The organism is Peribacillus sp. FSL K6-1552 (assembly GCF_038005205.1).
GTDB lineage: Bacteria > Bacillota > Bacilli > Bacillales > DSM-1321 > Peribacillus > Peribacillus butanolivorans.
In genome coordinates, this window is record NZ_JBBOST010000001.1 from 5,069,189 (window position 1) to 5,082,997 (window position 13,809).

Here is a 13,809-nt window from a genome sequence, read left to right on the forward strand (position 1 = left end):
GAACATCCTCTGACATCATCAATTCTGTAAATCCCTCTGTTTTGAATCATTAGGAATAATTCCAAATTTCGCGATCAATAGTAAGGCAAAAAAAATAAAACAACTGAAACTGGTGTTATCACTTGTAAAAAATACACTAGGTATAATACGTGATGTAAGAAGTACATTTAAGATATAGGCAATAAGAAAACCCGCATATGAAATGCAACTCAGATAGTTTCCAACTACTGTTCTTTTGTAATGAACATAATCTGATTTATTTCCTTTTCTGATACTAACTATTTGCCGTATTTGTCTTATGAGACCGTATGTGAACGCAATGATCAACATTACAATAATAAGAAAACTAATTATTGCTTCATTCACTTTTTTTATCCCCCCTGTAAATAGGTCTAACACTAATAGATAAAAGCTTTAGAACGGTTAATTACTATCCTTTTTTATGTAATAAATCTGCTTTTTTATCAGGATTATCAGCCCATAGTCAACTAAGAAATCCTCCAAGTACATATTCCTCTATTGCGAAACATCCACTGAAAGAGTCATAACGGCAAACTCATCGTAATGGTTCTGATGTTAAAGCCCATTTTTTCGTAGAGCTTAATAGCTTTGTTCTGGGCAAAAGCACTTAGACGGACTTCAGAATGCCCATCTTGTTTTAGAAAATCAATTGCTGACTCCATTAATCTTTTAGAAATACCTTTCCCTCTGTATTCTTCTATTACAAACAGTTCATAAATAAATCCATTCATCTTATCCGTAAACTGATCTTTACTTGCTCCTAATAGAATCCACCCCATTAGTTGATCTTCTTCTATCGCAATGACATAATAACTCCCTTTTGCAAGCAGTGGTTCAACAAGTTGTTTGATTTTTTGATTAGTTGGCTTCACTTCACCTAATGTGCCGTCAAAAACAGCTTGTGGCGAAAGTGATATAACCTTTTGAAGTTCATAATCAGTTGGTTTCCTTATTTCCATGAATGAAAGCATCCTTTCTAAGGGCTAGTACATGTTAGTTAAGTAGTTCCATTGCCATTTGAATATTTGTCCTATTAAAAAATATTACTAATACATTTTCTATACTATTTATAAGTATTCTATTGCTTCTATATTCCTTCCCTTAATCAAATTTACAAATAAAAGAATCTTAATATTATGAGGAAACCAAACAACGACCGTTAACCCCATCCATTTCAAATGATGTTTTCTTAAATGTGGCCTTGTTGATTTTTCACTTTCACTACTATCGTTCACATTATATACGGATAACGGATGATAAAGTTTCAAAATAAAGGAAGAAATACCAATCTATTTCCCCATAAATTATAAAAAAAGACCACCAAATTGGTGGTCTTTTTAATTAATTCATATTATAAAACCCAACTGCTTCCATCGAATGTCCCCTTGGAAAGCTATTACCGTCATTATCGATGATTCGTTGTGAAGTTTTTCACGTTTATCGGTTCCTGTTGTTATAAAGGCTTTTGTAAGTATCCTATTATGTTTCATAACAGCCCTTCCTTAAATCCATAAACTTCATAAGGCTTTGTTTTTCTTTTTTTTCATGTACCCGCGAATGAACATTCCTGCAATAATAAGAACCGCAACTACTGCGATTGGCTGGATATAAGGCTTGGCCATCTCATTAATCTGTCCCCAATTGCTTCCTAACTTCATCCCGAGAAATACAAAAAGCACAGACCATGGAAGTACGGCTAGTAGCGTATAATTCGTGAATTTTATTAAAGACATTTTAGAAATCCCTGCTGGTATCGAAATAGCATGTCTGACAACCGGAATGAACCGAGCCGTAAAAATGACACTTGGTCCATAGTTAGTAAACCAAGATTCCGATAGCTCAATATGTTTCTTGTGTATGAAAATATACTTTCCGTATCGTTCTAAAAATGGTCTTCCACCATAATATCCGATTAAATAAACAAAGATCTGAGCGATGGTTCCACCAATTGTTCCGGCAATAACCGCCCCTACAAAACTGATGTTTCCTTGGGATACTAAAAAGCCTCCATAAGATAATACAATTTCACTAGGAATGATTTCAATCATAAGACCGAGGGTAATTCCAAGGTACCCATAATCCATAAGTGTAAGTAGAATAGATTGGATAAAGTCGTTCATAAATCAGCTTCCCTCTTTCATTTTCAGCTTTTCTCTTAAAAAAATCTCGACCGTTGTTGATAATTCCCCTTGTAGATCACCCAATGGCGCCCACTACAAATTGCTGCTGATTAAACGAATCTTCCCGTCGATTCATCAAATTCAGAACAGATAATTTTAACACCATGTTACCTGAACTGAATTATCCCTAGCTATAAATAACTTTTGACTGATTGGTTAGATATGACGGCTTACTTGCTTGTTTAAGATTAAGGATCAATTTCATTACTTCCACCATTCTCTCAGGTTTTTCCAACTCTATTTCCTTTTGATAAGATTCGATGGATATATCCCACTGATCCATTTTTTTATGGTCCTTTAATATACTGAGTATTTGTTTTTCAAATGATAAATTGTGATTGAATTCAAATACAAGTTTATGGTCTTTTAAATACTGTAGATTAATTTCCTCCTGTCCTGGAAGCATTGAATGAACAAAAATCGGTAGCCTTTTTCGAAGTGCTTCACTAATGGTGACACCGCCGGGTTTCGTAACGATTGCGTCCACTTCTTCATAAAGTTTGTTCATTTCTGACCTTGATGAGATATAAGGTAATGGGTTAATATGAGCTAAATCCCACTTATCTATTGCTTCATATAGCTTTTTGTTGTTACCACAAAGTACAAAATAATCACAGTCGGTTGATTTCTTTAACTCATCTTCTAAATTCAATATCCCACCCAGACCACTGTTTCCTCCTGAAATTAAAATTTTGGGGCGATCTGCGTTTTTTAATCCACGGGCTCTTTTAGTGATTTCCTCATGCACAGGAATACCAGTTACCATCATACTATGTTTCGGTATTTGATTCTTGATTATTAGCTTTTCTTTCAATTCCTGGGTAGGAAGAAAGTGAAAATCAATCCCCTTGCTTCCCCACACATTATTAATAAAGAAATCCGTATACACGTTGATAATTGGGATATTGCATTTCCCTTTTATTTTCAACTGGCTTAAAAGATAGGAAGGGAACCCGTGTGTACACACAATTAAATCTGGCTTTTCCTCCGCTATCAATTGTTCCATTTTCTTCAAGAATATATGTTGATACCATTTATATGAACGTTCCTTCGGCAAGGAAACGTAAAAAAGGTTTTTATAGGCGAGATTATAGGTTTCAGGTGCATAACGGATCCATTTCAAATAACCAGTTGTTATCATTTTTTCTAAAGAGTTACTTGTATAACTTAACAGATCCACTTTTTTCAAAGTAACTCCGCTTGTATGTTTTTTTAACATATCCATTAAGGCCTCTGCAACTTGATGATGTCCTGACTGCATGCGAAAGAGAGGTAAAAACAAAATCTTCTTCATATATGTCATCTCCTATAGAAATCATTCTTTTAATACGATGATTACATACTAAGAAAAAAGACTATTTGCATGTTCAAGAGCTTTTTTCCTCTTACAATATATCACTGATTTTGTTAAAAACTTTCTTTTTAATCAATTTTTAATGATACGTTCAAGGTATCTTAAGTCCCCATCTCTAAACTTAATAGCCCGATTAGAAAACCAATTGTAGAAATTGGTTATTCCAATCGGGACGGGAATTATCCTTATGAAGTGGGCCTATTTTTGGGCATTCTTTTTTTTCTTTTTCATATAATTGATAGAAACGTATATCAATAAAAAAACTATGAATACGACACCTAAAAGTGGAACATATTCCGGATTTATATGAAAGGCATTGCCCAAATAATACCCTGCCACTATAAAAGGGACAGTCCAGAGAACCGTGCCTAGCAGGGAAAAGAGGAGAAATTTACAGAAGGGGATATGATTGATTCCTGCAAAATACGGACTAATTTGTCTTATTCCTGGTAGATAAAATCCAAACACAATTGTTTTTTGGACATTTTTCATATACTTTCCCTGTACTTTCTCCCAGCGATCATTTGTAATGCCCACGTATTTTCCAAATTTATTTATAAAATGATACCCAACGTATTTCCCACATACATAAGCGATAAGCATCCCTATAAAGGCTCCAAGAAATGCACTCAGCGTGGCTAAACCAAAAGAGAGCTTATTTTGTCCAATCAAGACTCCGATTAGAAATAGAAGAGATTCTTCTGGGGCGGGAATTCCCACAATGCCCATGAATAAAAAAAGAAAAATGATAAGATAGCCATATAAGTCAATAAAATGTAAGATACTATCTATATTCATAAAATCCCCTCGAATCAGTTTATAAGTCTTTTAATGTAATAAATTGTGTTCCCTTTTTTATTGTTTCTTGTAGGTAAACTTCCAAGGCTTCAATCATATATCGAGGTGCTTCTTTATCCGCCCCCAAGGTTTCCCCACAGTCATGGAGCAGGAGAATGGAACCTTCTGTTGACGTTTTTCGCAATTGATCAAGTAGGTCATTTTTGCATGTTTCCACTTTCCAATCTCCGAAAATGTCTGACCACATAATCACTTGATATTTCTTACTGGCTATTTGCGTAAAAATATTAAAATGGCCCCATGGAGGTCTGTAAAAAGAGACTTTTTCATGGGTACATTCCATTATGGCCTTTTCAGTCATATCTAACTGTTTCCTTAAATGAAATGGCGAAAGGACCCAGCTTGAAATATGATCAAAATGATGGATTCCAATTGTATGTCCTTCTTCATGCATTCGTTTAATGATATCAGGGTTGTTTTTCACTTTACTGCCCACAACAAAAAACGAACCCTTTATCTTATACCTTTTTAAAAGGTCAAGTAATTGTGTCGTATATTCAGGGTTAGGTCCATCATCAAAAGTTAAGGCTATTCTATTATTCCTCTTGATATTTTTGGTTATGCCCAGTCCGGATACACGAATAAATACCGTTGGGACAATCGTATAAACGAGAAATAGCAATAATAAGATACTCAAGCTAATCATCATATTAGTGTCACTCACAGAACACCTCATTCTTGTATTTAGCGGCAAATTATCTTGCACCTTCTTCATCCATTCAAGTCTGAATTTAGCAAGAAGCAGATTACCTTTTGGGTAAGGACAATACCACCTCTGTTCCTTTTCCATCGGTACTAACCACTTTAATTTCCCCATTATGTTGATTCATTATATTTTTGGCTATCGACAAACCTAGCCCTGTTCCACCTGTCTCCCGGCTTCTAGCCTTATCCACCCGGTAAAAACGTTCGAAGATATTTTCTATTTCATTCTCAGGTATTCCAATCCCATAATCTTTTACCTTAATGACCGTAGAGTCTAACTGATCCTTTACATACACATCAATTTTGTCTGTACTATATTTGATTGCGTTATCTAAAATGATAATGATCACCTGTTTTATCTTCAATTCATCTGCTATAACCATAATGGAATCTTCTTGATAATGAAAATCTATTTCCCGATCATAGACTTCTTTGAATTGATTAAACACGTTCTGACATAAAGTTATTACATTCAAGGATTTATAATCTAAAGTATTTTCCAATTCTGTATCGGCTAATTCTAGCAGCCTTTCCGTCATTTTCTGTATACGGGTTGCCTCTGAATGAATTACATCTATAACATCAAGTGCTTTCTCTTCGTTTTGTATACGACGTCTTCGCAGTAGATCAGCATAACTTTTTATAATCGTAAGCGGGGTCTTTATTTCATGAGAAGCATCCGAAATAAATTGCTTCTGTTTATCCAAATTTGCATCCAATCTGCCCATCATCCGATTGAATGTAACAGCCATTTTTTGCAGTTCATCCTTTGTTTCATGCTGGATGATGATTTTTTTTGGTATACCGCTTTGTTCAATATCCTCCATCGTATTAATCATATTGGAAATAGGTTTCATAATTACATTCGATAACCACCTGCCGCCTAGCAACGATAACCCCGCCCCTAATAACGTACAAAATGTCAGAATCGAAAGTAATACATCCTTCCCTAATTCCAGTCCTAGTAATCTATCTCCAATTTCTAAAGTTTCAACAACTTTACCTTTAGATAGGATAGGAACCCTAACAATTAATATTTGCTCTTCTTTATGCGCTTGTCTAATTGTACTTCTTTGCGATTCTTGTTCCCTTGAAAATTCTCCTTTAAATTTAGTAATCAAATAATGGTCACTGGATACTTCACTACTAATTTGAGAATCAGGTTGAATGATCCGTATAAATGAATGATTCGTTAAATATGTGGTTAATTTTTTTTCTATCTCTTGAGGAGAATCATCCTTTTGAATTTCAGCAACAATATTTTGCGCTTTGTGAAGTAATATATCCTCTTCCATGTTTACAGTAATTTTCATAAAAGAAATAAATACAACTGCATTAACGGCAACCAACACACAGAGTATCCAAGCAGTCGTGATCAGGTTAATTTTTGTAGTAATTTTCATTACTTAATTCTCCCTTACTGTATAGCCAATTCCTCTTACCGTCTGAATAATCGTTGGATCAGAAAAACCTTCTTCTGTTTTCTTTCTTAAATGACGGATATACACATCGATTACATTGGTCTCCCCTTCATACTCATAACCCCATACATTAATCAGGATATTTTCTCGTGTAACTATTTTATTTTTATTGGATAGTAGATAAACGAGTAGATCAAATTCCTTCGGGGTTAGCGCTATAGAAAAATCGCCCCTGTTAACTTCTCGAGTATCGAGATTAATGAATAGATCCTTAATTGATAAGATCGATTCCTCTTCTTTTGAAGCTTTGGCAGCTATTGAATTCTGACGAATACAAGAACGTATTCTTGCCAATAACTCCTCGATTTCAAAAGGCTTCGTTATATAGTCATTGGCTCCCTGATCTAGTCCCGTCACCTTATCCATCGTAATATTACGAGCTGTTAATAGGATGATTGGCAGTAAGGTGTTCTCATTTCGGATTCTTCTTAAAACTTCAATACCATTCATCTCAGGTAACATAACATCTAAAAGTATTAAATCTAATTTTTCCTGTAATGCCGCTTCCAACCCCGTCTTACCAGTATGGGCCACAAGCACTTCATACCCTTCGTACTCGAGTTCTATCTTTAATATCGTTGCTATCTGGACTTCATCTTCTACAACCAAAATACGCTGTTTCATTTAAAATCCTCCTACTTGAGTGCAATATGGAAAGGAAGCCACATCCACATGTATTTATCGAATTTAGCTAGGAATATTAATTCCATCCTAAATACAGAAAATTGTCGTCCGCTTATAATTCAATACCCTTCTATATTTGCTCCAAAGTCCTGCATTTTACTCGCTTTTACTAATTATTGAAATGCTCTTTCTACAATTTAGCATTATTTTGCTTTTAATTTCGCTTTTTAATTGATTTTTAATCCTTTTTTCAAGTTGCGTTAAGGTTGACTCGATATAGTGAATCTAGGGAACAATAGAACCAGCCAATAAGGTTTTATAGAAAACTAAATAAACCAAGAGAGGATAAGGAGGATTTATAAATGAATGATATAAAAAGCCCATCCATCGGACGTCAGATGTTGAACAAGGTTCCGGAAGTCACCATTTACTTCTGGATCATCAAAATAATGGCAACCACTGTGGGTGAGACGGCTGCAGACTTCCTGATCGGAAATCTGAAATTGGGATTGACCAACACGACCTTAATCATGAGTGTCCTTTTAATCATAACGCTTTTCTTCCAATTCAAAGCGAGTAAGTATGTGCCAAGTATTTACTGGTTCACGGTAGTGATGATTAGCGTTGTAGGCACGCTGATTACCGACAACCTCGTGGACAATTTCGGGGTCAGTCTAGTGACGACAACTATCATCTTCACAGTTGCGATGCTTGCGACGTTTGCGGCTTGGTACTCGAGTGAGAAGACACTGTCCATTCACTCTATCTACACGACCAAACGAGAAGCGTTCTACTGGTTGGCCATCCTGTTCACCTTCGCCTTGGGTACTGCAGCTGGTGACCTCATAGCAGAAGGGCTCAACATGGGCTATTGGAAGTCAGCACTTATGTTTGCGGCATTGATTGGGGTGGTGACCATCGCCCACTATGGTTTCAAACTAAATACAGTGCTTTCCTTCTGGATCGCCTACATCTTGACTCGTCCTCTCGGCGCCTCTCTTGGTGACTATCTGTCACAACCTCGTGATAAGGGTGGCCTTGGACTAGGTACGACCGGAACCAGTTTGGTCTTCCTCGTAATAATCTTAGGCTTGGTATTCTATTTGACCAAAACCAAAAGAGATGAGAGCAAAGTTGTAGAGTAGAGGTAGGTCAATTTCTGATAATTCAGCTGTCCATCACTGAACAGGTTACAGACCTCGTGGAAAGAGTACAATCTTTCCCTGATCTATCTGCTACATTTACTTGATACAGCTTTCATGTTCGGGTTTCACCCTATAGATTGCACCCATGCCGGGTGTACAAAGATTAAAGAAAGTACAACTGACCCTGAGAGTGGCTACTATGTAAAAGATGAACGAACAAAACAGTTTGCCTATTCATTTCATGCGGCTGCAGACCGCAACGGTTTTGTGCTGGGGACGATTGTAACACCGGGAAATACGCATGATAGTCATACCTTAGAGCCTCTTGTTGAACAAGTGATTGAGAAAGTTGGAAAACCTGAAGCTGTTGCCGCAGGTGCAGCTTACAAAACACCAGCCATTACAAGCTACCTTTTTGGGAAAGAAATCACACCAGCTTTACCCTATACACGTCCACGAACAAAAGAAGGGTTCTTTCGCAAGCATGACTATGTTTACGATGAACATTTTGATTGTTATCTTTGCCCATCGGGCGAGATTTTAAAGTACTCATTCATCACCTCAAGTTTTAATACTCCTATTTTAAAACAAAAAAGACTGTAGGCAAAAGCGGTTATATCTAATTGTTAAAACAAAGTTGATTGGAACGGAAGGTGCGAGACTCCTGAGGGAAAAGCGCGTCCAAGGGAGACCCCACAGGCGCAAAGGCGCCGAGGAGGCTCCCTGACCGCCCGCGGAAAGCGAGTGCCTGGAGTGGAAATCAACGTTCGAATTTTTAAAACCCTAAAAAAAACTGTAGACAAACTCGATTTTCATCGAGATTGTCTACAGTCTGAGGCCACCAAATTAAATTGGTGGCCTTTGTTATAGAACGAAATTTATCTTTATTTAGAATCTGATTAGTAAACAAAACTTCGGCATTAATTCAAATCTTCAAATCCATATTTTTCAAAAACCTTGATAGAATCTTCGCTTTGAAGATAGTCGTAAAATAGCTGCGCTTCTTTTGGATGAGAACTATCCTTAATCATGCCTACTGGATAAATAATCGGGTCGTGTAAATCTTCCTTAGCTGTTGCGACGATATCAACTTTTTCTGAGTTTAAGGCATCTGTTTTATAAACTAGTCCTGCGTCTACATTTCCTGTTTCTACGTATGTGAGCACTTGGCTAACGTCCTTGGCATATACCAATTTACCTTCAATCTCTTTCCAAAGATTTAGGTTTTCTAATGTTTGCTTAGCATATTGTCCTGCAGGTACTGACTCAGGGGTACCGATGGAAATTTTGGTAGCCTTTGTGATGTCATTTATTGTTTTGATTTCTTTATCCGATTCCATTGGGACCACCAGCACCAGTTCATTTCCTACTAAGTCGATTCCATTTTTCTCTTCAATTAGGTCTTCAGCTACTAATTTTTCAAATTTATCTTCTGCAGCAGAGAAAAACAGATCCACAGGTGCTCCTTGTGAAATTTGTTGTTGAAGAGCTCCAGAAGCTCCTAAGTTATAGTTTACTGTCACATTTGGATTTTCTTTTTCAAAAGCAGTTTTAATGTCATTTAAGGCAGCTTGTAAACTCACGGCTGCTGACATCGTCAATTCTACTTTCTCGTCAGCTTTTTGCGTCTGCTTTTCTGTGCCTTTTTCTTTATCACTTGAACACCCTGTGCCAACTATCACAAGTAGCATAAGCGAGAAAATCATAAGATATATTTTTTTCAAAGTCTCTCTCCCTTTCTGACTAGTTATAACTAGTTATATCTAATTATAACTAGTATAAAACAGATAAAAGGTTTTAATCAATGCCTTTTTTTGCTGTGAATTTACTTTTCAAAGGACTCTAAGCTACAATAAAGAATGGAGGGATGCACATGTCAAAAGAGCTTTCCTATACGATCGAGGAAGTGTCACAGCTTTTAAAGGTATCTAAATTGACAATTTATGATCTTGTTAAAAAAGGGGAACTGCCTGTATTCCGCGTGGGAAGGCAGATGAGAATGGATGCAAAAGACTTGGAGATGTATATTAATAACAATAAGTCCAGTACATCCCCAGTTCCTGTTGCCGAACCCCATAGAAACGATGTAAAGGATTCTCTAAACCTTGTCATTAGCGGGCAAGATATGGTGTTAGATATACTAGGGCAGCACATTGAGAAGGACTCCAGCTATAAAACATTACGCTCTAACACAGGAAGTCTAAGCGGGCTTATATCCATGTACAATGGGGATTCCGACATCGTTAGTTTACATATGTTTGATGGAGATACTGGGGAATATAATCTTCCTTATATAAAAAAGATTTTGGTAGGCTATCCTTATATATTACTTAATCTGGTTTCAAGGAGAGCAGGTTTATATGTTAAAAAAGGAAATCCTTTAGACCTCACAAATTGGACTGATTTAAAACAAAAAGACTTGTCCATCATCAATCGAGAAAGAGGATCAGGAGCTCGAATTCTTCTTGATGAGCAGCTAAGGATTCACAAAATCCCTTCAAAAAACCTTAAGGGATATGATAAAGAAGAGACCAATCACTTAAGTGTGGCTTCAGCTGTTTCTGCTGGGATAGCGGATGTAGGTGTGGGAATTGAAAAAGCTGCAAAAATCGTTGGAATCGACTTTGTTCCATTAATTACAGAACGTTATGACCTTGTTATTTTAAAATCTCCGAAAAACGAACAGCTTATAAACATTGTTAAGCGAATTTTATCATCAAATCCATTTCAAGCCGAAATCAAAGCTTTAGGTGATTATGATATTTCCCAGACAGGCTCTATCATTTACGAGACATATTAAACAGGAAGGCTACTGATTCAGCAGCCTTCCTGTTTAATATGCAGTTTTTTTACTATGTTAAAGAGCGCATTCTTCAATTTCAAAACCAAGGTCTTCGATAATGCCCCAATCCGCCGTAGGTTCTTGTCCAGCTGTTGTTAGATAATCGCCGACGAAGATAGAATTGGCTGCATAAAGTGCCATGGGTTGCATAGAACGGAGGTTCACCTCGCGACCTCCAGCAAGACGGATTTCCTTACTTGGATTAACAAATCTCATCATCGAAATTAATTTCAAACATTTAGTTGGAGTCAACTCGGAAGTTCCCTCAAGTGGTGTACCGTCAATCGCATTGAGGAAATTACAAGGAATTGAATCCGCGTCAAGACTGCGTAGGGATAGGGCAATCTCTACTGCTTCTTCATTAGACTCATTCATACCAAAAATGGCACCCGAGCATGGAGACATTCCGGCCTCTTTTACAGCTTCGACTGTATCTACACGGTCCTCATAAGTATGTGTGGATGTAATATTCTTATAATTATCTTGAGATGTATTCAAGTTGTGATTGTAGCGATGAACCCCAGCTTCGGCTAACTTACTGGCATGCGTTTCATTTAAGAAACCTAGACAGCAGCAGATTTTAAGATCCGTTGTCTCGCGAATTTCTTTCACGGCTTCAATGACATGATCAATTTCCCTATTGGTCGGACGACGGCCAGAAGCAACGATACAATACGTGCCAGCTTTGCGACGAATTGATTCTTGAGCACCTTCAACAATCTTCTCTTTGGTCAGCCAAGCATATTTATCGATAGGGGCTTCCGACACGATTGACTGCGAACAATAGCCACAATCTTCAGGACATAGACCTGACTTCGTATTAATGATCATATTCAACTTAACCTTTTTTCCATAATAGTGCTGACGAATAAGGAAAGCTGCATTCAAAATCTCTAAAACCTCGTTGTCAGGTGCTTGTACAATAGCAAGTGCTTCTTCCGCTGTTACTTTATATCCTTTGATTACGTTTTCCGCTAGCATCTTCCAGTCCTTTTTCACCAATGTTTCCAAACCTAATCCCTCTTTTCTTATATGTTGTACATCCCATTCATCCTATGAATCTAGCTTATTTCTTTATTTAACGTCCTCGCCGCGATAAACTTCCTTGAAAATCAAACAACCTATTTGTATCTATTGGTACGGATTGTTCTGAACACGTCGATAACATGATTCATTTGTTCTTCTTGATGTGTCGCCATTAACGTAAGTCGAATGCGCGAAGTTCCAGAAGGTACCGTTGGCGGACGGATAGCTGGTGCATAAATTCCATAATTATGTAATTCCTTCGAAAGGAACATGGCCTGTTCCGGTTCTCCGCAAATAATGGCAAGAATCGGAGTTTCTCCCCCCGACACTGTGTAGCCAAGGGAGGTTAATTCATTATATAGACGCTGGCTCATGGCTCGAAGGCGTACTCTGCGTTCAGGTTCTGATTGAATGATATCGACTGCTGTAAGTGCACTTGCTACTACTCCTGCTGATAAGGCGGTAGAGAAGACAAACGGTCTGGCTCGATTTAAGACATAGTCAACTAAAGACCTGCTTCCAGCGATATACCCTCCTTCTGCACCAACAGCTTTGGAGAGTGTCCCCATCTCGATATCTATCTTCCCCTTCAGTCCAAAATGTTCAGAAGTTCCCCTTCCGTCTTTGCCTAAAACCCCCGTCGCATGTGCGTCATCCACCATAACAAGTGCATCATAACGCTTGGCAAGTTCGACAATGCCTGGCAATGGCGCAATATCACCATCCATCGAAAAGACGCCATCCGTTACAATTATTCTTTTCCTGTAGCGGGTATTAATCTGGAGTTTCATTTCCAAGTCAAGTAAATCAGCATGACGATAAATGATAGTTTCCGCACGTGATAAACGGCAGCCATCAATAATACTGGCATGATTCATCTCATCGGATAAAATGAGATCGTCCTTACCAACAAGGGTCGTTAACGCTGCTATGTTAGCCATATACCCTGTGTTTAACACAATCGCTGAATCCGTTTGCTTAAACTCAGCCAGTCTTTTTTCTAGTTTTTCATGGACAATTGTATTGCCAGTTGTTAATCGTGAACCAGTAGAACCCGTACCAAATCTTTGGGTCGCTTGAACAGAAGCCTCGATTAATCGCCGATCATTGGCAAGCCCTAAGTAATTATTGGAGGCAAACATCATCATTTTGTGCCCGTTCACCATGGCATATCCTTGATCGCTCATTGTTTCAACGGTTTGGAGTTGTCTGTAAAGTCCTCCTTCTTTAATCTTTTCTAGTTCCTTCTCCCAAATCATCTTTCATTAACCTCATGAACCGATTGATATACAAGATCCCAATATTCGTTACCTAGGAGTGGAGCATCATCCGCTTCTCGCTGATAACTGGATTTCCCTCGAAGAAATGTTTCTAAAATGGGCGTCACTAATATAGCTGTTTCTCTAAAAAGTTCATCCTGTATTAACATTTCTCCTGTCATATTTGTTCCCTCCAAGCTTTTATATGTTAACTATATTTTAAAATAGTTAACATATAAAATGAATAATAACACACAAACAAAATATTGTTCAATTACTAATTTTCAATATTTTTCTAAGTCTGTCATTTTTAA

The 13,809-nt window shown here is 37.4% G+C and carries 14 protein-coding genes and 1 pseudogene; 3 read left to right on the forward strand and 12 right to left on the reverse strand.

The features are described 5' to 3' along the window. Positions 1-542: 542 nt before the first annotated feature. The 8 genes from NST21_RS24260 to NST21_RS24295 form a co-directional block, all read right to left on the reverse strand. Positions 543-980, reverse strand: a complete 438-nt coding sequence (locus tag NST21_RS24260) for a GNAT family N-acetyltransferase (RefSeq protein WP_340891806.1) — start codon at positions 978-980, stop codon at positions 543-545. Positions 981-1,367: 387 nt separating this feature from the next. Further along, a complete protein-coding gene (locus tag NST21_RS24265) occupies positions 1,368-1,511 on the reverse strand; it encodes a hypothetical protein (protein ID WP_340891808.1) in 144 nt (47 codons plus the stop codon). A 27-nt stretch (positions 1,512-1,538) separates the two neighbouring features. After that, a complete protein-coding gene (locus tag NST21_RS24270; protein WP_328115698.1) occupies positions 1,539-2,141 on the reverse strand; it encodes a DedA family protein in 603 nt (200 codons plus the stop codon). Positions 2,142-2,328: 187 nt separating this feature from the next. Further along, positions 2,329-3,495: an MGDG synthase family glycosyltransferase gene (locus tag NST21_RS24275; protein WP_340891813.1), complete on the reverse strand. Its 1,167-nt coding sequence runs from the start codon at positions 3,493-3,495 to the stop codon at positions 2,329-2,331. A 258-nt stretch (positions 3,496-3,753) separates the two neighbouring features. Continuing rightward, positions 3,754-4,353, reverse strand: a complete 600-nt coding sequence (locus NST21_RS24280; RefSeq protein WP_057219201.1) for a DedA family protein — start codon at positions 4,351-4,353, stop codon at positions 3,754-3,756. A gap of 19 nt (positions 4,354-4,372) precedes the next feature. After that, a complete protein-coding gene (locus tag NST21_RS24285) occupies positions 4,373-5,203 on the reverse strand; it encodes a polysaccharide deacetylase family protein (protein WP_340891815.1) in 831 nt (276 codons plus the stop codon). After that, the gene (locus tag NST21_RS24290; protein WP_340891816.1) at positions 5,160-6,521 is read right to left on the reverse strand and encodes a sensor histidine kinase; all 1,362 of its coding nucleotides are present in this window, start codon (positions 6,519-6,521) and stop codon (positions 5,160-5,162) included. Before NST21_RS24290 ends, NST21_RS24285 begins: the two co-directional genes overlap by 44 nt. Before the next feature lie 3 nt (positions 6,522-6,524). Beyond that, a complete protein-coding gene (locus NST21_RS24295) occupies positions 6,525-7,223 on the reverse strand; it encodes a response regulator transcription factor (RefSeq protein ID WP_340451171.1) in 699 nt (232 codons plus the stop codon). Between the two features lie 362 nt (positions 7,224-7,585). On the opposite strand from NST21_RS24295, the gene NST21_RS24300 reads away from it, so the two are divergent. Both NST21_RS24300 and NST21_RS24305 read left to right on the forward strand, forming a co-directional pair. Beyond that, on the forward strand, positions 7,586-8,368 hold the full coding sequence (locus NST21_RS24300; protein ID WP_340891817.1) for a COG4705 family protein: 783 nt from the start codon (positions 7,586-7,588) through the stop codon (positions 8,366-8,368). 159 nt (positions 8,369-8,527) lie between these two features. Continuing rightward, positions 8,528-8,929, forward strand: a pseudogene (locus NST21_RS24305) (transposase); the annotation flags it as partial. Between the two features lie 359 nt (positions 8,930-9,288). On the opposite strand, the gene modA reads toward NST21_RS24305, so the two are convergent. Then, positions 9,289-10,074: a molybdate ABC transporter substrate-binding protein gene (modA, locus tag NST21_RS24310; RefSeq protein ID WP_340892648.1), complete on the reverse strand. Its 786-nt coding sequence runs from the start codon at positions 10,072-10,074 to the stop codon at positions 9,289-9,291. Positions 10,075-10,241: 167 nt separating this feature from the next. On the opposite strand from modA, the gene NST21_RS24315 reads away from it, so the two are divergent. After that, complete coding sequence (locus NST21_RS24315; RefSeq protein ID WP_340891818.1) at positions 10,242-11,168, forward strand: helix-turn-helix transcriptional regulator; 927 nt, start codon at positions 10,242-10,244, stop codon at positions 11,166-11,168. Between the two features lie 57 nt (positions 11,169-11,225). Here the strand turns inward: NST21_RS24315 and bioB are convergent, their stop codons facing one another. The 3 genes from bioB to NST21_RS24330 all read right to left on the reverse strand — a co-directional run bounded on the left by bioB (position 11,226) and on the right by NST21_RS24330 (position 13,677). Further along, positions 11,226-12,191 (reverse strand): biotin synthase BioB, encoded by a 966-nt coding sequence (gene bioB, locus NST21_RS24320; protein WP_218973287.1) that lies wholly within the window; start codon positions 12,189-12,191, stop codon positions 11,226-11,228. 140 nt (positions 12,192-12,331) lie between these two features. Continuing rightward, positions 12,332-13,495: an 8-amino-7-oxononanoate synthase gene (gene bioF / locus NST21_RS24325; RefSeq protein ID WP_340891819.1), complete on the reverse strand. Its 1,164-nt coding sequence runs from the start codon at positions 13,493-13,495 to the stop codon at positions 12,332-12,334. Then, on the reverse strand, positions 13,492-13,677 hold the full coding sequence (locus NST21_RS24330) for a hypothetical protein (protein WP_340891820.1): 186 nt from the start codon (positions 13,675-13,677) through the stop codon (positions 13,492-13,494). The genes bioF and NST21_RS24330 overlap by 4 nt, the downstream gene beginning before the upstream one ends. Positions 13,678-13,809: the final 132 nt, after the last annotated feature.